14 protein-coding genes and 1 pseudogene are annotated in these 20,154 nt (G+C 59.5%); 8 read left to right on the top strand and 7 right to left on the bottom strand.

From position 1 onward, the window contains the following. Positions 1-52: 52 nt before the first annotated feature. The 7 genes and pseudogenes from GRX64_RS04780 to GRX64_RS04750 all read right to left on the bottom strand — a co-directional run bounded on the left by GRX64_RS04780 (position 53) and on the right by GRX64_RS04750 (position 8,753). Positions 53-1,828, bottom strand: coding sequence for an SLC13 family permease (locus tag GRX64_RS04780; RefSeq protein WP_166264185.1), 1,776 nt, complete (start codon positions 1,826-1,828; stop codon positions 53-55). Between the two features lie 221 nt (positions 1,829-2,049). Further along, positions 2,050-3,945 (bottom strand): DNA topoisomerase IV subunit B, encoded by a 1,896-nt coding sequence (gene parE, locus GRX64_RS04775; protein ID WP_166264183.1) that lies wholly within the window; start codon positions 3,943-3,945, stop codon positions 2,050-2,052. Between the two features lie 117 nt (positions 3,946-4,062). After that, positions 4,063-4,554: a protease complex subunit PrcB family protein gene (locus GRX64_RS04770; RefSeq protein ID WP_166264181.1), complete on the bottom strand. Its 492-nt coding sequence runs from the start codon at positions 4,552-4,554 to the stop codon at positions 4,063-4,065. After that, complete coding sequence (locus tag GRX64_RS04765) at positions 4,551-7,193, bottom strand: S8 family serine peptidase (protein ID WP_166264179.1); 2,643 nt, start codon at positions 7,191-7,193, stop codon at positions 4,551-4,553. The genes GRX64_RS04770 and GRX64_RS04765 overlap by 4 nt, the downstream gene beginning before the upstream one ends. Before the next feature lie 164 nt (positions 7,194-7,357). Further along, positions 7,358-7,579: pseudogene (locus tag GRX64_RS04760) on the bottom strand (TRAP transporter large permease subunit); the annotation flags it as partial. A 1-nt stretch (position 7,580) separates the two neighbouring features. Then, the gene (locus GRX64_RS04755; protein ID WP_166264177.1) at positions 7,581-8,051 is read right to left on the bottom strand and encodes a hypothetical protein; all 471 of its coding nucleotides are present in this window, start codon (positions 8,049-8,051) and stop codon (positions 7,581-7,583) included. Between the two features lie 66 nt (positions 8,052-8,117). Next, complete coding sequence (locus GRX64_RS04750) at positions 8,118-8,753, bottom strand: TetR/AcrR family transcriptional regulator (protein ID WP_427901643.1); 636 nt, start codon at positions 8,751-8,753, stop codon at positions 8,118-8,120. A gap of 169 nt (positions 8,754-8,922) precedes the next feature. Between GRX64_RS04750 and GRX64_RS04745 the strand changes: the two genes are divergently transcribed. The 8 genes from GRX64_RS04745 to GRX64_RS04710 all read left to right on the top strand — a co-directional run bounded on the left by GRX64_RS04745 (position 8,923) and on the right by GRX64_RS04710 (position 20,056). Beyond that, positions 8,923-10,740: an acyclic terpene utilization AtuA family protein gene (locus GRX64_RS04745; protein ID WP_166264175.1), complete on the top strand. Its 1,818-nt coding sequence runs from the start codon at positions 8,923-8,925 to the stop codon at positions 10,738-10,740. Beyond that, positions 10,737-11,609: an SDR family oxidoreductase gene (locus GRX64_RS04740; RefSeq protein ID WP_166264173.1), complete on the top strand. Its 873-nt coding sequence runs from the start codon at positions 10,737-10,739 to the stop codon at positions 11,607-11,609. Before GRX64_RS04745 ends, GRX64_RS04740 begins: the two co-directional genes overlap by 4 nt. Positions 11,610-11,614: 5 nt before the next feature. Then, positions 11,615-13,231, top strand: a complete 1,617-nt coding sequence (locus GRX64_RS04735; RefSeq protein WP_166264171.1) for an acyl-CoA carboxylase subunit beta — start codon at positions 11,615-11,617, stop codon at positions 13,229-13,231. A gap of 89 nt (positions 13,232-13,320) precedes the next feature. After that, the gene (locus tag GRX64_RS04730; protein WP_166264402.1) at positions 13,321-14,481 is read left to right on the top strand and encodes an acyl-CoA dehydrogenase family protein; all 1,161 of its coding nucleotides are present in this window, start codon (positions 13,321-13,323) and stop codon (positions 14,479-14,481) included. A gap of 13 nt (positions 14,482-14,494) precedes the next feature. Further along, the gene (locus tag GRX64_RS04725) at positions 14,495-15,343 is read left to right on the top strand and encodes an enoyl-CoA hydratase/isomerase family protein (RefSeq protein WP_166264169.1); all 849 of its coding nucleotides are present in this window, start codon (positions 14,495-14,497) and stop codon (positions 15,341-15,343) included. Position 15,344: 1 nt separating this feature from the next. After that, a complete protein-coding gene (locus GRX64_RS04720) occupies positions 15,345-17,330 on the top strand; it encodes an acetyl-CoA carboxylase biotin carboxylase subunit (protein ID WP_166264167.1) in 1,986 nt (661 codons plus the stop codon). After that, the gene (locus tag GRX64_RS04715; RefSeq protein WP_166264165.1) at positions 17,327-18,154 is read left to right on the top strand and encodes an SDR family oxidoreductase; all 828 of its coding nucleotides are present in this window, start codon (positions 17,327-17,329) and stop codon (positions 18,152-18,154) included. Before GRX64_RS04720 ends, GRX64_RS04715 begins: the two co-directional genes overlap by 4 nt. A 72-nt stretch (positions 18,155-18,226) precedes the next feature. Next, the gene (locus GRX64_RS04710) at positions 18,227-20,056 is read left to right on the top strand and encodes a long-chain-acyl-CoA synthetase (RefSeq protein WP_166264163.1); all 1,830 of its coding nucleotides are present in this window, start codon (positions 18,227-18,229) and stop codon (positions 20,054-20,056) included. Positions 20,057-20,154 lie beyond the last annotated feature (98 nt).

Raw genomic sequence — 20,154 nt, 5'->3', positions numbered from 1 at the left:
CTGGCAATTGATGGCGGGCACACCACAATCCCTGCAGCCAGCCAAAGCACGATCAGGCGAAGGGAATACCGTACACAACCGATATCACAACCACTGTCACGGACCCGATGACCAGGTTCATGGGCACGCCAACGCGAATAAAATCCATAAATCGATAACCGCCTGGGCCGAACACCATCATGTTGGTCTGGTAGCCTAACGGGGTCGCAAAACTGGCGGACGCCGCCATCATGACCGCAATCACGAAGGGCTCCGCCGGCGCATTCATTGCGGTCGTCATCGACAAGACCACCGGCAGGACCAACACGGCGGCGGCGTTATTAGTGACCACCTCGGTCAGTACTGACACTGAAAAATACACCAGCAACAACGTCACCACCGCATGGCCATCGCTCAGCAGCAGAATGGACCTGGCTGCAAAACCCGCGGCACCGGTCGCTTCAAGCGCGGCGCCCAGTGCGAATGAGGCGGCAATGGTTAGAATCACTGGCACGTCCACGGCTTTTTGCGCCTGCCCGACCGAACAGCACCCGCTCAGGATCATCAGCGCTGCGCCCATCAATGCGGCATTGAGCATGCTCAACAAGCCACCGGCCGCGGCCGCCACCAGCACCAACAGAATGCCCCAGGACAAGTAGGCCCGGTCGTGACGCGGTGTTTCGGTTTCGAGATCGTTGATTAATAGAAAATCTTTGGCATAACGCTGCCGACTCACGAAGGCTGGCCGGGCTTCCAGTAACAGCACATCACCGGTTTTCAGGCGAATATTGCCGAGGTTGCCCGAGACACGCTCGCCCCCCCGGGCCACCGCCAACACCACTGCGCCATAACGGTCGCGAAACCGGGCGTCCCGAATGGTTAACCCGAGCACATCCGACTGTGGTGACAGTGCGGCTTCCACCAATCGCCGCTCAGCCCGATCTTTACTGAGGCTGGGCTCATCATCGTGTACGGATGGCACAATGCCGTTGATACGCAGCAGATCGGAGATCGCCTGGGTGTCGCCAGCAAAAACCAGACGGTCTCCTCCGCGCAGACGCTCTTCCGACGGCACGGCCGTAACGACGCTGCCGTCACGTTCAATCTCCACCAGATACAGTCTTTCAAGCTCCCTCAGGCCGGCCTCGCCAACGGTCTTGCCCACCAATGGACCGTCCAGTGCGACCGCCACCTCCAGGGTGAATTCGCGCATGGCGCCAAATTTTTGCTGGTCCTTGCGATCCGGCAGCCATCGCGGCAGAAACACCAGCATGATGAATAACCCGATAATCGCCACGGGCAGCCCCACTGCCGTGATCGAAAATATAGAGAAGCCTTCCTCGCCTGTCAGGTCCTGATACTGGCCGTTGACCACCAGATTGGTGCTGGTGCCGATCAGTGTCAGAGTGCCCCCAAGAATGGCTGAGTAGCTCAGAGGAATCATCAACTTAGAGGGCGCGATACCAATCTTTCGGGACCAGGCATGCACCGCGGGGATCATGGTGGCGACCACCGGCGTGTTGTTCAGGAAGCCGCTCAGCAAGGCAACCGGAAACGCAATGCGCGCCTGGGCGCTGCGTACCGTGCGAGGATTTCTCAACAAATGATGCACCAGCAAATCGACACCGCCGGAGTGATGGATACCCGCCGCCACAACAAACATTGCCACGACGGTGATCAGGCCACTGTTACTGAAACCGGCTAACGCCTGGGAGGAATCAAGAATACCGCTGGCACTTAGTATAACGAGCACACCCATCATGACCAGGTGGGGACCAAACCGCCCGACACTCATTAACAGGAGTGCCGCGCCCGCCAAACTCAGAGAAAACCACCCCTGCCATTCCATTCGAATTACTCGTAGTCAAAGGGGCGCAGCATATCGAACTTTCGGGAGACACAGAAAGAATAAAGAATGCTTTTGAAAGCTTTAAAAAGAATAACCTAACAGGGGCACGATGACTGAGGGACCTTCAGCGTCTGCACGAACATTCCGCGGCGAAAGCCGTCCCCACAGGGAGACGGCCACTTGCGCTGCCGTGCCTGCAGACAGCGCTCACCGGGTCCGCATCAGCCAGCCACGTCCGCCATATTGCCGTAGGCTTCCAGCCAGGCCCGGCGGTCCGGTGCCCGCTTCTTGCCCAGCAACATGTCCATGCACTCATCGGTGTCGTCACCGTCTTCCAGGGTCAGCATCACCAGTCGGCGCGTGTCCGGTGCCATGGTGGTTTCCCTGAGTTGAAGCGGGTTCATTTCACCCAGGCCTTTGAACCGGGTCACCGACAGCTTGCCTTTTTTGTTTTCTGCCGCGATGCGGTCAAGAATGCCCTGTTTTTCATGTTCATCAAGGGCGTAAAAGGTTTCCTTACCCAGATCGACCCGATACAGCGGGGGCATGGCCACAAACACATGACCGGCCTGAACCAGGGGCCGGAAATGTTTTACGAACAGGGCGCACAGCAAGGTGGCAATGTGCAATCCATCCGAATCCGCGTCGGCGAGAATACAAATTTTGTTGTACCGCAGGCCATCGAAGGCATCAGAGGCCGGGTCAACGCCAATGGCCACGGCAATATCGTGGACTTCCTGGGACGCGAGGATTTCACCCGAATCCACTTCCCAGGTATTCAGAATTTTACCCCGCAAAGGCATAACGGCCTGGAATTCCCGGTCACGGGCCTGTTTTGCTGACCCGCCGGCGGAATCACCTTCGACCAGAAACAACTCCGAACGTGAGGTATCGGCACCGGAACAATCCGCCAGTTTTCCCGGCAGGGCGGGGCCGGACGTGATTTTTTTGCGCGCCACTTTTTTGCTGGCTCGCAGACGGCGCTGGGCGTTGCTGATAATGAATTCCGCCAGCGCTTCCGCGACAGCGGTGTGCTGATTCAGCCACAGGCTAAAGGAATCCTTCACCACACCGGAAACAAACGCGGCGGCCTCACGGGACGACAGGCGCTCCTTGGTTTGGCCAGAAAATTGCGGGTCCTGCATCTTGAACGACAACACATAGCTGCAGCGCTCCCAGATGTCTTCCGGTGACAGCTTCACACCCCGTGGCAACAGGCTGCGGAACTCACAAAATTCCCGCATGGCTTCCAGCAGGCCCGTACGCAAGCCATTGGTGTGGGTGCCGCCCTGTGCGGTTGGAATCAGGTTCACATAACTTTCCATGATGGCTTCGCCGCCTTCGGGAAGCCACTGTATGGCCCAATGCACTTCTTCTTTATTGCCTGAAAACTCTCCCGTGAACGGCTCCAATGGTATGACTTCGATATCCGCCAAAGCGGTTTTGAGGTAATCCCTCAAACCGCCCTCATAACACCATTCATCGCGCTCACCGGTCTGTTCCTGGGTAAAGGTCACGGTCAAACCCGGGCACAGCACGGCCTTGGCACGCAGATTATGACGCAGTCGACTGATCGAGAATTTGGCGCTGTCAAAATACCCGGAATCAGGCATAAATTTGATGCGAGTGCCGGTGTTGCGCTTACCCACCGTATCGATGACTTCCAGCTCACTGGCTTTGTCGCCGTTGGCGAATGTCATGCGATGCAGTTGACCATCACGCTTGATGGTGACTTCCAGATGCGACGACAAGGCATTGACCACGGACACGCCCACACCGTGAAGACCACCGGAATAGCTGTAATTGCCCTCCGAAAATTTGCCGCCCGCATGCAGCCGGGTCAGTATCAGTTCTACCCCCGGTACGCCCTCTTCTTTATGCATATCCACCGGCATACCGCGGCCGTCATCTTCCACGCTGAGTGAGCCATCACCGTAGACCACGACGTCAATGCGCCGGGCATGGCCGGCCAGAGCCTCATCGACACTGTTATCAATCACTTCCTGGGCCAAGTGGTTGGGGCGACTGGTGTCGGTATACATACCAGGGCGCTTACGCACCGGATCGAGGCCCGTCAGGACTTCAATGGCATCAGCGTTGTATAGTTTCTGGCTCATAGGCGTACGGGCACTCCCGGGCGGTTGTCTTAAGAACAGGCCCATAGCTTAGGGATTCGGAGACAAAGATCAACGGTTGTTTTGTGCGTGGCGGCCACGTTCCCCGGAACACACCCTCTAGCGCGCGCGGGTCATGGTCGTGAGGCCATGGCCCTGAACTTTGATGTTTCCCCAGCCTTCGGCGGCAATGGCCAGCACCACGCACGGCGTTGTCAGCACCTGGGTAACGGCAGCGCCCGCGGGCGGCTGCCGGAGTTTGGCGGTTATCACCAGGGACTCGTCTTGGTACGACGCCGATTCCAACGTCAAGCCATAGCCACCCGTGGGCTTATTGCCCAACGCCACCACCAATAAGTGCTCGCGACTGAAATCAAGATTGTCCGCCGCGGCAAAGCTGAACATCTGGCCGTTTAACGAGCTGTAGGCTTGCTGGGCTTTGAGACTGTCCAGATAGACCAGCCCTGGCCTGGTCAGGCCGCAATGATCGGATGCCGTCAGCTGCCGCGCTAAAGGCGCGCCTTGATCGGTCTCTTTGGGACTTCCGGCACACCCGGCAAGCAGTATCACAGCAGCCATTGAAGGCAGCAGGGTGCGGTAAAACAAACTCATTTAGAAACCTCTTTCTGACGATCACCGTCGTTGGTATCGGAAAATTTGGTGTTAACCGGGTAGCCTTCAAACCCAATCCTTGGCAGGCCCATCGCCGTGATGGTGGGCCGGCGGAAGCTCGTGCTAATGGTTACACCAGTGACTGACTGCTCACCAAGGGAAATCAATTCAGGCAAACCATTCACCGGATATTCCGCACAAGCCTCCCCAGTCTCGCAGATAAAGCCGTTGTTGTCGGTATCCGACCCGGCCACCAGGAAATACCGACCGGCGGCAACCTCGGGGAAGGCAAAGCGGTAGCGCCCATCGGTTGCTTCAACCACCTGCTGCATGGCCTGTGCATCCGGGTCTTCCGAATTCAGCAACAGCACATAGTGGCGCCCGGCATCGCGGTTACCCGACTCGTTACCAAGCTGCAAGCGAACCGGGATATCGAGGATTTTGTCCGCCCCGTCTGCCTGATAGGCAACGCTGATAACGTCACGCAGTTCAGCGTCCGCCGCCAGCCCGGTTGTGTCCAGGGTTGCGGTGATGGTTTGCGCCGTGGGCGCACCGGACGGTTCCGGCGCAACCGACAGCCAGCTTGGCGAGGTGACGCCACTGATCAAGACCGAACCGTCCGCGGGAAACACCTCCAGTACAAAGGACTGGGAAAACGCCGAGTCCGAGAACTGCAGCGCCGAAGGCTCCGAGGACAACAGGGTGACCGAGGCTCCGTTGAGCGCCGCATTGACCGATTTGACCGCGTTGATCAAGCCGTTGCCGTACTCCGTCACATTGCCGACATTGTCCGTTAACTCGCCAGCCCGCAGTAGCGATTGAAACCGGCCCGGTGTCATGGGCTCGCCGGTACTCTGGGCCGCGTCTTTCATCAGCGCATAGACGCCCGCCACATGGGGGGCTGCCATCGAGGTACCCTGCAAACCGGTGTAGCGCGGCACAAAGGTATTATCGGCGTCTTCGCCCCAGGCACTGATCACCACGTCCGCATTGCCATCGTTATTGGCATCGCGGCTGGCATCGCCCCCGGGCGCGACCACATCCACCGAGCCGCCAAAATTGGAGTAGGACGCCCGTCGCCGGCCGGCGTCCACTGCACCCACGCCAATCACGTTCTCGAACGCCGCCGGGTACGTCAGGTTACTGGAGCCCTGATTACCGGCCGCGGCCACCACCAGTTTGCCGTTGCCGAATGCGGTGTCGATGGCGTTCTTTAGCACGGGGTCCGGCCCTAACCCCCCGAGGCTCAGGTTAATCGCATGGATACCTGGGTCAGAGGCCGCCCAGTTCAACCCAGCGATCAGATCGCTGGAGGAGCCCACGCCACCCTTGCCCAGCACCCGCACGGGATACAACGTCGATTGAGGCGCCACACCCACGATGCCCGTCGTGTTATCGACGCCGCTGACAATGCCGGCCACATGGGTACCATGGAAACTGCTGCTCTGCTGCTGGCCATCACCAGGGTCGGCCGGATTGCCGTCTCGAGCGCCAACATCCTCGCTGTCGATGTCGAGCGCCCCGGTGACGAAATCCAGTGTGCGTCCCGAATCCAGAGCCACCACATTGGCGTCGAGATCCGGGTGCCAGTTGCCATAGGTTCCGGGTGAGGCACTGAACAACCCAGTATCGAGCACCGCGACGCCGACTCCCTGCCCGCCATTGGGCGCCAGTTGCCACGCCAGCGGTAAATTGATCAGTGGGTAATGCCATTGCAGGCTATAGAGCGGGTCGTTGCTCGGGTCGATGGCCTGCGCTTCGTAAAGGTAATTGGGTCCGGCCGACACCACATCGGCTCGCTCCTGCAGGGTTCGAATCCACGCCAAGGTCTGTTGCATGGCGGCGTTGCGCTCGGCGACCGAATAACGCCGGGCCAACAACGGCGGCGTTCTGCGCAGGTGCCAGCTGCCGTTGCCCAGCGCCCGGGCATTGCTGGCCGACAAGGCCGAGGCCATGCCGGTGGCACTGGCAGACGGCCCCGCCAGGGACGTACCGGCAATCACCACGGCTTCGTCCACCAGAAAGTCAGCTTGTCCGTAGGCGAGATTGGTGCTGGCCGTCGAGCCTTCCGCGGTCACCGTCAGCACATAGCGCGCCGGGCCGCCGGACTCCGCGCCAATGGCAATGGTGACATCCACGGGCGAACTCGACTCATGGACGTATAAATAGGAGGGATCGTTCTGGCATGTGCTGTCGCACAGTTCCGCGGAGCCTGTATTGATCGAAAAGCGGATATTGGGTGACGCAAAACTCGGGTCCGCGTCAAAGACTTGCAGGGCGACGCGGTCCCCTGGTGACAATCGTGTGCTGACCAAATCCTCCGAATCGGCTACAAACGGATAACCCGATGCTGGATAGGTACCTGAAATCGCACTGACATAACCACCAAAAATTCCGGTCCCGGGCAGCCCCTGCGACGCACTGCCCGGGCGCTCATCGTTGGGGCTGTTTCCGATCGCCAGTCCCAGGCGGGCATCGTCAGCGGTATCAGAGTCCACCCGGGTTCGGCTTTCAATGGTGATCGTACCGCTGAGATCATCCGCCACGTCAGCAGCACCCGACCCGCCACCGCCACCACAACCGACCAGGGCACCCGAAAAAAGTGCTGCTACACCCCATGACCGTACTATGTTCTGCATGACCACATCGCCCCGTTTAAGCTACTTTTCAGTATGCCTGAGCTTACCTGAATCAGCGCTATATTGAATGATTGTCGTTAAGGCGTTACGTTTTAGCCGCTCGCGCAGATGCAAAAAGCCGCCCAATGCGGCGGCTTTCTGGGTGGTGTTGCCCGCTGAAAATTCTACAAAATGTAGAAAAGCATCGGTACATAGGCAACCACCAGCAAGGTTGTGCCCATCACCACCAGGGGTAACAACAGCCGTTCATAACAATGCCAGAAAGACCCCGTGCGTTCGGCTGCCAGCACTTCTGTCTCGCCTACGACCTGACGCGTCAGCAAGTGGTTGAGGGCCAAGGGCGGGCTCAGATCCCCCAACTCAAACGCCAACCGGCACACAATCCAATCACAGCAAGCCGTCAAGATCCATGACGTCGCTCGCATCTACTTCAGACTCATCATTCAATGCACCAAACCGATTCAATGGCGCCCGGTGGCCATACTGGGCTGACCAATATTTGTCGGACGAAAACTGGATTACGTTATGGGCAACCGCGTCCACCAGCCGATAGGTTTCCCATACCTCGATGGTCTCTTCGGATGCGGCAAAGCGGGCACTCACGTCCGCCAGCACATCCTCACGACCAAAGGTTTCGGCAGCCACGGCTTCAAGCGCCATGGACGCTCGAATGCCAGAGGCCACACCCAGTTCGGAGCTGTGCTCCGGCATTACCCAGGGGTCCGGTGACGGGTCCGGACGGGAATCGGGAATGAGCAGCCAAACCATCGCCCGTATTGCATCGGGCAACCCGCCCCACTTCTCATTATCCAGGCATTGGGCAGCGCGCTTCGCCTGGGGTGCAATGTCGCGAGGCACACCGGTGTTGAATCTCTTTAGACCGACCGCCAACCCAGACCCAGTGGGCTCACTGGGGGCGACCGGTTACGACGGCTTCTGGTCCAGCCCCAGCATGGCAATCACCTGGCCGGTCAGATCGCTCAGCGTCATGCCACCGTCGACCCGATACCAGGTGACCGTCCAGCTCAAGGCCCCTGTCAACATCCGGCGGGTAACGAATGGATCGGCTCGAATAACCCCCTGTGCGGCCAGGGACGTCAGCACATCCAACCAAAGCTGCTCGTAAATATCCCGCAGCGCCAACACCTCCTCCTGCCCCTCTTTTGACAGGCTGCGCCACTCGTACACCAGCACGGCCATGGCCTCGCCGGTTTGGCCGTTGATGGATTCGAGCTCTGACAGAATCAGCGCATGCAGCTTGTCGCGATCCGTTTCCGCCTGGTCCATCGCGCCTTGCATCACCGCCGTGTTCAACTGAATGGTCTCCACCATGACCGCCTTGAGAATTTCTTCCTTGGTGCGGAAATGGTGAAACAGGCTGCCGGACTGAATGCCAACGGCCGCCGCCAGATCCCTGACGGTCGTGCGTTCATACCCTTTGTCCCGAAACAGGCGGGCGGCTTCCTTGAGCAAACGGCCGCGGGCGCTGGAGGGGTCTGACACCAGATTGTCAGCAACCAGGGATTCAAGAATGACGTTTTGATTCACAGTTAAATTCACGCAGCGTTATCCTGCTCAGACGGTGGGATTGATCAACAAAAACAGTCGTCCCTATTCTATCTCGAACCCTGCTATTTACAAACCAAGCGCTTGCTTGGTATCGTCATTGTATTGAGAGAATGCCCTCGTAACGGGCGTCCAGGAACCACTCACAGCGAGGCCCACCGGCATGTCCGACTCTAATTCCCCTCTGCAACCGGTTCGCATTGGCTGCTCTGCCGCCTTCTGGGGAGACACCGAGACGGCGGCCCGACAGCTGGTGCAAAAGGGCAACCTGAATTATTTAGTCTCGGATTATCTGGCCGAAATCACCATGTCGATCATGGCCGGCCAGAAGATGAAAGACCCCAAGGCAGGGTACGCCCGGGATTTTGTTGAAACCGTCATGGGCCCTCTATTGGGCGACATCAAACAGCAGGGCATCAAAGTGTTGAGCAATGCCGGTGGCGTAAACCCGGTGGCGTGCCGCGATGCGCTTCAGACACTATGCGACGAGGCCGGTGTGGACCTGAAGATTGCCCTGGTGTTGGGTGACGACCTGTTACCCCGGAAAAACCAGCTGGCCAAAGCCGGCGTCACCGAGATCGATTCCGGCGCTGCCATGCCCCCGATGATGGTCAGCCTCAACGCCTATCTCGGCGCACCCGGTCTGGTGGCGGCACTGGAACAGGGTGCCGACGTTGTCATCACCGGCCGGGTGGCGGACAGTGCACTGGTGCTGGCGCCCTTGGTGTACGAGTTTGGCTGGCGCTGGGACGACTACAACAAGCTGGCCCAAGGCAGCCTGGCGGGTCATCTGGTTGAATGCGGCGCCCAGGCCACTGGCGGCAATTTCACCGATTGGGAGCAGGTAGCCGACGGCTATGCCGACATGGGTTTCCCCATTGTGGAAGTCGAGGCCAGTGGTGATTTCTTTATTACCAAACCGGCGGGCACTGGCGGCCAAGTCACCCGGGGCACGGTCGCCGAGCAACTGGTGTATGAAATCGGCGATCCCCGCGCCTACCTGCTGCCGGATGTGACCTGCGACTTTACCGGTGTCACCCTGACCGAAGCCGGACCGGACCGGGTGGCGGTTGCCGGTTGCCTCGGTCAGGCGCCCACCAACACCTACAAAGTGTCCGGCACCTGGCCCGACGGCTACAAATGCACGGTCACTTTCTTAATGGCCGGTATCAACGCCAAGGCCAAAGCGGACCGGGTGGCGGAGGCGATACTCCAAAAAACATCGGCGCTGTTTGCAGACCGTGGCTTCGGTCCCTATTCCGAAACCAGTGTCGAATTACTGGGCACTGAGGCTACCTATGGCCCGCACGGCAACGCCGATGGCTGCCGGGAAGTGGTGGTCAAAATCAGTGTTGCCCATCCAAACAAAAAGGCCCTGGTGCTGTTCTCCCGGGAAATCGCCCAGGCCGCCACCGGCATGGCACCGGGCATCACCGGTATTGTCGGTGGCCGACCGACCGTGTGGCCTAAAATCCGACTCTATTCGTGTCTGGTTGCCAAGACCGAGGTGTCGGTGGCCTTTGACTTACAGGGCCAGCAGCGGCCTGTGCCGGTGGATATCCGCAGTGATTTCGAGCCCGCGCCCCAGGCGCCGGAACCGCCTCGGGAATCCGCACCCGCGACCGATACCACCGTGCCGCTCATCGACCTGGCCTGGGCTCGCAGCGGCGACAAAGGAGACCACAGCAACATTGGCGTCATTGCCCGCCGGACCGAGTATCTGCCGTTTATTGACGCGGCGCTGACAGAAGCCGCGGTGGCCGATTGGATGCGACACACCCTGAACCCCGAGACCGGCCGCGTCACCCGCTGGCCCCTGCCCGGTCTCAGCGCCCTCAACTTCCTGCTCGAGCACAGCTTGGGTGGCGGAGGTGTCGCGAGCTTGCGCATCGACCCCCAGGGCAAGGCCTTTGCCCAACAATTACTTGAAATGCCCGTGCCCATTGCCCGAGCAATCTTGAACACAGGAAACCCGTCATGAGCTATCAGTCAATTCTCCGCCCCGGCCTGTTTGCCGGCCACGTCATTATTGTCACCGGCGGTGGCTCTGGTATTGGGCGATGCAACGCCCATGAGCTCGCAGCCCTTGGCGCCATCGTCGCCCTGGTTGGCCGCAAGGCTGAAAAACTGGAGACCGTCAAAGCCGAAATCCTGGAAGACGGCGGCCAGGCGTCCGCACACCCTTGCGACATCCGTGAGGAAGACTCGGTAAAAGCCACCGTCAAAGCCATCATCGCCGAGCATGGAGGACTCAACGGGTTAGTCAACAACGCTGGGGGACAATTTCCAGGCCCGCTCGCGTCGATCAATCAAAAAGGCTGGGAGACGGTGGTGCGAACCAATCTGACCGGTGGTTTCCTGATGGCCCGCGAAGCCTACAATCAGGCGTTGTCGAAAACCGGCGGTGCCATCGTCAATATCGTTGCGGACATGTGGGGCGGCATGCCCGGCATGGGGCATTCCGGGGCTGCCCGGGCGGGCATGGTGAATTTCACCCAGACCGCCGCGGTGGAATGGGGTGCGTCGGGTGTTCGTGTCAATGCAGTGGCGCCTGGCTGGATTGCGTCCAGCGGCATGGACAGCTACCCGGAGTCCATGAAGCAATGGATTCGTGGTCTGGCGGATGCAGTTCCCATCAAGCGCATGGGCACGGAGGCCGAGGTCAGCGCCGCCATCTGTTTCCTGCTCAGCCCCGGGGCTGCTTTTATCAGCGGCGATACCCTTCGAATTGACGGCGGTGCCTCCCAGGGTGGCCGCGTCTGGCCGCTGCCTGCCGCCAAAAACACCACGCCCTTTAATGGCTTCCATCGCAGTACCCATCCGAAAGTACTCGGCGACGGAGAAGGCTAACGACGATGCAGACTCTTGAAACCACCCTCAGCCCCCTGTCGGACGAATTCCGTGCCAACACCGAGGCCATGCAACACCATCTCGACACCTTCCGCGAGGTCGAGCAGAAAGTCCTGGACCTCGCCGAGACCGCCCGCGACAAGTTCACCACGAAGGGCAAACTGCTGCCCCGGGAGCGCCTGAACCGGTTACTGGACCGTGGCACGCCGTTTCTGGAGCTGTGTTCTTTGGCGGGCTATAAAATGCACGATGACAAGGACGGCAGCATGGCCGGCGGCGGCATTATTGCCGGCATCGGTGTGGTCAGCGGCATTCGCTGTCTGGTGGTGGCCAGCAATAGCGCCATCAAGGGTGGCACCATTACTCCGGCGGGCCTGGACAAAACCCTGCGTCTGCAACAGATTGCCCTCGAAAACAAGCTGCCGGTGGTGTCGCTGTCCGAAAGTGGCGGCGCCAACCTGAACTACGCCACCGATATTTTCGTTCTCGGCGCCCGCGGGTTTGCCAACCAGGCCAGATTGTCGGCGGCCGGCATCCCACAGGTCACGGTGGTGCATGGGAATGCCACGGCGGGCGGAGCCTATCAACCCGGACTGTCGGATTACGTGGTATTGGTGCGCGAGCAGGCCAAGCTGTTTCTGGCGGGCCCGCCGTTACTGAAAGCCGCCACCGGCGAAGTCGCCACCGCCGAAGAACTCGGCGGTGCACAAATGCACGCGGAGCTTGCCGGCACCGCGGAATACCTCGCCGAGGACGATGCCGACGGGCTGCGTCATGCCCGCAACATTCTTGAAGCCTTGCCCTGGAACGAACACCGTCCGCCGTTGCGGGAACCCCACTGGCAAGAGCCTCTGTACGATGCCGGCGAGCTACTGGGGGTGATTCCTTCCGACCCCAAGAAACCCTACGACGTGCGGGAGATTCTCGCTCGTATCGCCGATGGTTCCGGGTTTATGGACTTTAAACCGGGTTACGACGATCAAACCGTGTGCGGCACCATCCGCATTGAAGGCCATTCGGTGGGCATCATAGGCAACAATGGCCCGATCACCACCGCAGGCGCCACCAAGGCGGCGCAATTTATCCAGCTCTGCGATCAGGCGGGAACGCCGCTGCTTTTTCTCCACAATACCACCGGGTTCATGGTGGGCACCCACTCCGAGCAGAACGGCATCATCAAGCACGGTTCCAAGATGATTCAGGCCGTGGCCAACTGCCGGGTGCCCAAAATCGCCGTGGTTATTGGCGGCTCTTACGGAGCCGGTAACTACGCCATGTGCGGTCGCGGTCTGGACCCACGGTTCATTTTTGCCTGGCCCAATAGTAGGACGGCCGTGATGGGCCCGGCCCAGGCCGGCAAGGTGATGCGCATCGTGGCCGAAGACAAACAACGCCGAAGTGGCATAGAGCCCGATCCCAACACGCTGGATTTTCTCGAACAGGCAACCGCAAAAAAACTGGAGGATGGCTCCACCGCGCTGTTCGGGACCGCCCGGTTATGGGATGACGGACTGATCGACCCGAGAGATACCCGCAAGGTATTGGCGCTGGTGCTGTCGGTCTGCCGAGAGGCCGAGGCCCGGGTGTTGAGACCCAACACCTTTGGCGTCGCACGGTTTTAACCGGATGACTTTAGGTCCGGATACCGCAGCGTCTGGCGATCCGACCATTTACCAACGCACACAATGCCAATAACAGCGAGAACATGATCATGATCTTCACCGAAGAACACGAAGCCCTGAGAAAGACCGTTCGCGATTTCGTCGAGAAGGAAATCAATCCCCACTGTGACGAGTGGGAGGAAGCGGGTGAATTCCCCATTCACGAAATCTTTAAAAAGTTGGGCAATCTCGGCGTCCTGGGTATTCAGAAACCGGAAGAATACGGCGGCATGGGGCTGGATTACAGCTACAACCTGGTGGCCGCCGAGGAACTGGGCACCGCCCATTGTGGCGGGGTGCCGCTGGCCGTGGGCGTGCAAACCGATATGTGCACACCGGCGATCGCCCGCTTTGGCTCTGACGAGCTCAAACGCGAATTCCTGGCCCCGGCCATCCATGGCGACAAGGTCGGTTGTATCGGGGTCAGTGAAGTGGGGGCCGGCTCGGACGTCGCGGGCCTGACCACCAGCGCCCGCAAGGACGGTGACGACTACATCATCAACGGCTCCAAGATGTGGATAACCAACTCACCGAAAGCCGATTTCATCTGTTTGCTGGCCAACACGTCCGAAGGCAAGCCCCACGCCAACAAATCCCTGATTGTGGTGCCAATGAATTCACCGGGCATCACCTTTTCCAAGCATCTGAACAAACTCGGCATGCGCTCCTCCGAAACCGCGCAGATATTCTTTGACGACGTGTGTGTCCCCCAACGTTACCGGATTGGCGCCGAAGGCACCGGCTTCATGATGCAGATGGTGCAATTCCAGGAAGAGCGTATGTGGGGTGCGGCCAACGTGATCAAAGCGCTGGAAATGTGTATTGAGAAGACCATTGAATACTGCCGCGAGCGCAAAACCTTCGGCACGCCGCTGATCGACAATCAAGTGATTCACTTCCGGATGGCAGAATTGCAAACCGAAGTGGAAGCCCTGCGGGCACTCACCTATCAGGCCTGTGAGCTGCACATCCAGGGTAAGGATGTCACCAAGCTGGCGTCCATGGCCAAACTCAAGGCTGGCCGGCTCGGCCGAGAGGTAACCGACAGCTGCCTGCAGTATTGGGGCGGCATGGGCTACATGTGGGAAAACCCGCTGTCCCGTGCCTTCCGCGATGTACGCCTGGTCTCCATTGGCGGCGGCGCCGACGAAATCATGCTCGGCATCATATGCAAGCTGATGGGCACACTGCCCGGCAAGCGCAAAGACTGAACCGGAGGCGGACATGACCCACTTTCCCCATTGCGACACTCTGGCTCTGGACCAGCACGGCCCTGCCCTGCACGTCACCCTCAACCGCCCCGACGCCCGCAATGCCATGAGCCTGGCCATGGTGGCCGAGTTGGCCGCGGTGTTTCAGCAAATCGAACACGACCCCGCCATCCGGGCGGTGGTGCTGCGAGGGGCCGGGGGGCATTTCTGCGCCGGTGGCGATATCAAGGACATGGCGTCCGCTCGCAGCCAGCGTGCCGAAGCCGACGCGGGCGAGCCGGACCCGTTCTATCGGCTCAATCGGGCGTTCGGCGAGATGATCCAGCAGGTCAACGAATCATCCAAGGTTGTCATTGCCGTCCTTGAAGGCGCTGTCATGGGCGGGGGTTTTGGTCTGGTCTGCGTATCGGATCTCGCCCTGGCCGGTCCAACCGCACGCTTCGGCATGCCGGAAACCAGTCTGGGCGTCATCCCGGCCCAAATTGCGCCGTTTGTGGTCGCTCGTATCGGCCTGACCCAAACCCGCCGGCTGGCTCTGCTGGGGCTTCGTATTGATGGCAATGAAGCCTGCCGGCTCGGGCTTGTGCATCAATTCTGCGACACGCACGAACAGGTTGATACAGCCCTCGATACAGCACTGGGCCAGGTCCTGCGCTGCGCGCCCAAGGCCACTGCGGCCACCAAAGCGTTGCTGCACAGGGTCGGCCATGAACCCATGGGCGGATTGCTGGATGACGCCGCCCGGCAGTTTGCCGGTGCCATAGCCAGCGATGAGGGCGTCGAAGGCACACTGGCGTTCGTGCAAAAACGACCGCCTTCCTGGGCTGCCAATCATCAGCCCGACGCCACAGGGGACCGCTGACATGCTCACCAAACTCCTGATCGCCAACCGCGGTGAAATTGCGGTTCGGATCATTCGCACTGCACGCCAGCTCGGCTACCGAACGGTGGCCGTGTATTCGGAGGCCGACCGCGATGCGCTGCATGTCCTGGCGGCAGACGAGGCCGTGGCGATTGGTCCAGCCCCGGTAGCCGCCTCCTACCTCAACATGGAAGCGGTGATTGACGCCGCCAAAAAAACCGGCGCCGACGCCATTCACCCAGGTTATGGTTTTCTGTCGGAAAACGCCCGCTTTGCCGCGGCCTGCAAACGGGCGGGGCTGACCTTTGTTGGGCCACCGGAACACGCAATCGAATTAATGGGCAGCAAACGGCGCTCAAAAATAGCCATGAAAGCGGCGGGCGTACCGGTGGTGCCGGGGTTTGAGAACGCAGACGCCAGCGACGACGAATTAATCGCCGCCGCCGACTCGATCGGATATCCGCTGATGATCAAGGCCTCGGCCGGTGGGGGTGGTCGTGGTATGCGGTTGGTCCACCGTGGCCAGACCCTCGCGGAAGAAATCCAGCGTGCCCGCTCGGAAGCCCGGAACGCCTTTGGCGACGGTGAGTTAATCCTGGAAAAAGCCGTCATTGAACCCCGTCATATTGAAATTCAGGTGTTTGCCGACCAGCATGGCAACGCCGTTTATCTGGGTGAACGGGACTGTTCAATCCAGCGCCGCCACCAAAAAGTGGTGGAGGAGTCGCCCTCGCCGTTTGTCACCCCCGACCTGCGCCGGGCCATGGGCGAGGCCGCCGTCAAAGCCACCCTGGCCTGCCAGTACGAAGGCGCCGGCACCGTTGAGTTTCTGGTCGACAAAAACCGGAACTTCTATTTCCTCGAGATGAATACCCGGTTGCAGGTCGAACACCCGGTCACCGAACTGGTCACCGGGCAAGACTTGGTGGCCTGGCAACTGGCGGTAGCTGAGGGACGGCCGCTGCCGCTGACCCAGGACGAGATCCAACTGCGTGGTCACGCCATTGAGGTGCGACTCTACGCGGAAGATCCGGCCCATGGCTTCACGCCACAGACCGGGCCACTGCACCTATTTCAACCTGCGGTGACCGAAGGCATTCGTATCGACACCGGGGTGCAAAGCGGCGACACGGTGACGCCGTTTTACGACCCGATGCTGGCGAAGGTAATCGCTTTTGGCCAGTGCCGCGACGATGCGCGCCGGCGATTGCTGCGGGCCCTGACCGACACCGTGATATTTGGCGTCACCACCAACCGCTACTTCCTCAGCCGGATCATTGCCGATCCGGTGTTTGGGGCCGGTGAGGCCACGACGGCTTTTCTCGATCAGGGGTTTGCCAACGACCCGTCGATGCGCCCGACCGACGTCAGCATCCTCGATCTGGTCCTGGCGGGCACTATTCTGTACCAGGGTGAAACCACCGGCGCCAACTGGAGCAACAGCCTGGCAACGGCGGTTCCGTTACGCCTGGCGATCGACGGTGCAGGGTTCGAGGTACAGGTGCAATGTAACGGCCAATCCATCCAGGTTCGTCATGGAGATGACGTCCATGCCATCACCCTCGTCGAGCTGACCGGCCATCACTTGTGCTTTATCGACAAGGGCGTTCGTCATGTGTGCCAATATCAGCGCGAAGCCAATCGCCTATATTTGCAGCCGTTTGGACGGTCTCTGTGTGTCACCGACCACACCCACCAGCCTGCAGTGGCCAGCGGTGTTACAGGCTCAGGCCGGCTGCAAGCCAGCATGGATGGGAGCATTATTGAGGTACGGGTTGCTGCCGGCGACCCTGTGCAACACGGCGACACCCTGGTGATCCTGGAAGCTATGAAGATGGAACATCCCATCAAAGCGGACCGCAATGGACGGGTGAGCCAACTGCATGCCACCAAGGGCGATCAGGTGAAGCGACATCAGGTGTTGGTCGAGCTCGCCATTGAAGACGATGTGGCACAGAACCCGCCATCACAGGAGATCGAAACATGAGCGCGTTAAAGGACAGAACTGTTTTTATTACCGGTGGCAGCCGCGGCATTGGCCGGGCCATTGCGTTGGCCTGTGCGGCTCAGGGCGCCAATGTAGTGATTGCGGCCAAATCGGATACACCGCACCCGAAGTTACCGGGCACCATTCACAGCGTGGCGGAAGACATTGAGGCAGCCGGTGGTAAGGCACTGCCGCTGGTGCTGGATGTGCGCGACGAGGCGCAGGTGAAGGCCCGGATAGACGAAGCCGGCAATCATTTTGGCGGTCTCGACATGCTGATCAATAATGCCGGTGCCATCCGACTGCAAGGCGTCGAGCAACTTCAGGTCAAGCGCTACGACCTGTTGCATCAAGTTAACGCCCGAGCAGTCTTTGCCTGCAGTCAGGCGGCCCTGCCCTGGCTCAAGCAATCAGATCAGGCCCACATTCTAAGCCTGTCGCCACCGCTGAATCTGCACCCTAAATGGTTTGCCCAGTACGGACCCTACACCTCGACCAAGTACGCAATGACCATGCTGACCATTGGCATGGCCGAGGAGTTCCGGCGCTACGGTATTGCGGTGAACGCCTTGTGGCCGAAAACGCTGATTGCCACGGCGGCCATCGAACATGAGGTCGGCGGTGCCCAACTGATGGCCCAGGGGCGGAAACCGGACATCATGGCCGATGCGGCAGTCAGCATTCTCAGCCAACGCGGCAACGCACTGAGTGGCGAAGCCTTGATTGACGAGGACGTGTTACGGGCAGAAGGCGTGACGGATTTTGACAAGTATCGCTATGCCCCTGGCGACAAGCCGCTACTAGCGGATCTTTTTCTCGAATAACGCCCGACGGCTCGGAACCTTGCGCGGCGCAATACAACGCGGATGGCCCCAATAACCCTTACGGACAATAATATGACTCAGGATACTGTTTCAGCGCGGGACATTGTGCGCAGCCTGCCCAGGGTTTTGCGAAGGATCCCCTCAATCGCCAAAGGCTACTATTACTACTCGATCAAAAATACCAACAAAGAACTCACCCTGGGCACGCTGATTGAGCGCAATGCCACCCAGTACGGTGACCGGCCCGCCATTCTGTTTGAAGACCGCAGTCTCAGCTACGGCGAATTCAACGCCTGGGCCAATAAAATTGGCCATTATCTCCGAGACCAGGGTCTTACAAAAGGCGATGCCATCGCCGTCTTCCTGGAAAACCGTCCGGAATTGCTGGCCATTGTGGCGGGCGCCGCCAAGGTGGGCGTCGCCTGCGCCATGCTTAACACCTCCCAGAGAGCCAAAGCGCTGGAACACAGCGTCAACCTGATTGCTCCTAAAATGGTGGTGGTGGGCGAGGAGCTTATCGACGCCTTTGACGACGTCAAAGCCAACATCCAGTCCTCCCACGAGCAGCCCTTCCTGTTTCTGGCCGACACCAACACCCTGAATGCATTCGGTGATGCCCCCTCCGGCTACGTAAACCTGGCTGAAAAAATCAGCGCTTACAATGGCGACAACCCCACGCTCAGTAATCCACCGGTGATGGGCGATACCGCTATTTACCTGTTTACCTCAGGTACGACTGGGTTGCCCAAAGCCGCGCCGGGTTCTCACCGTAAGTTCATCAAGGCCTACGGCGGCTTTGGCCACATGTCCCTCAGCATGGTGCCGACTGACGTACTGTATTGCACGCTGCCGTTCTATCACGGCACCGCATTGCTGGTGTGCTGGGGTTCGGCCCTGGCCGGTGGCGCCGCTATCGCCATGCGCCGCAAGTTCTCCGCCAGCGCATTCTGGGATGACGTGCGCAAATTCAACGCCACCACGTTCGGCTATGTGGGTGAACTGTGCCGATACCTCCTCAACCAGCCACCCAGCGATCAGGACCGTCGCCACAACCTGACCAAAATGGTCGGTAACGGCTTGCGCCCCTCCATCTGGAAACCGTTCAAGGACCGCTTTGGCGTTGACACCGTGGCCGAGTTGTATGCGTCGAGCGAGGGCAATATCGGTTTCAGCAATTTCTTTAACATGGACAATACCGTCGGTTTTTCAACCGCACCCTACAAGCTGGTCAAATTTCACGACGGCACCCGGGACCCGGTCCGGAACGCTAAAGGCTTTATGGCCGAAGTCGACCAGGGTCAACCCGGCCTGCTGATTGGCGAGATCAATGAGAAGTGGGCGTTTGAGGGTTACACCCAAGAGGACGCCACCGAGAAATCCACTCTCCACAGCGCTTTCAAAAAGGGTGACGCGTGGTTTAACACCGGCGATGTGCTGAAACAAATCGGCTGTGGGCACCTGCAGTTTGTGGACCGAATGGGCGATACCTATCGCTGGAAGGGTGAGAACGTTTCAACCACCGAAGTGGAAAACATCATTGATGGTTCGGGCCTCGTGGAAGAAGCCATCGTCTATGGCATCGAAGTGCCCGACACTAACGGTAAGGCCGGCATGGTAACGCTGGTACCCCAGCAGACCCTGGCTGCGTTTGAGCCCGATAAGCTGTTCCGTTATCTCCATGAAAACCTGCCATCGTATGCCATTCCGGTGTTTGTCCGGGTGACCGGAGGCATCGAAAAAACCGGTACCTTCAAATATAAGAAAGTCGACCTGAAAAAGGCTGCCTACACACCCGGCCGGTCAGACGACGAGGTCTATGTCTGGCTGCCAAAAACACAGGGCTACACCAGGATCGACGGTGCGCTGGCAAAGCAGATTGATGCCGGCGCAATCCGCTTCTAGCTAAACGGGACATTGATGACGGCTTGCCAAAAAAAATGCCGCTGTCAGCACCAGCGGCATTTTTTTGCGTTCGGCGTCATGCCCTGTCAGAACACAAC

Origin of the sequence: Marinobacter caseinilyticus (genome assembly GCF_011074955.1) — a bacterium.
Lineage (GTDB): Bacteria > Pseudomonadota > Gammaproteobacteria > Pseudomonadales > Oleiphilaceae > Marinobacter > Marinobacter caseinilyticus.
Note: the sequence above shows the minus strand (reverse complement) of the source record. Positions and strands in the feature narration are given on the sequence as shown.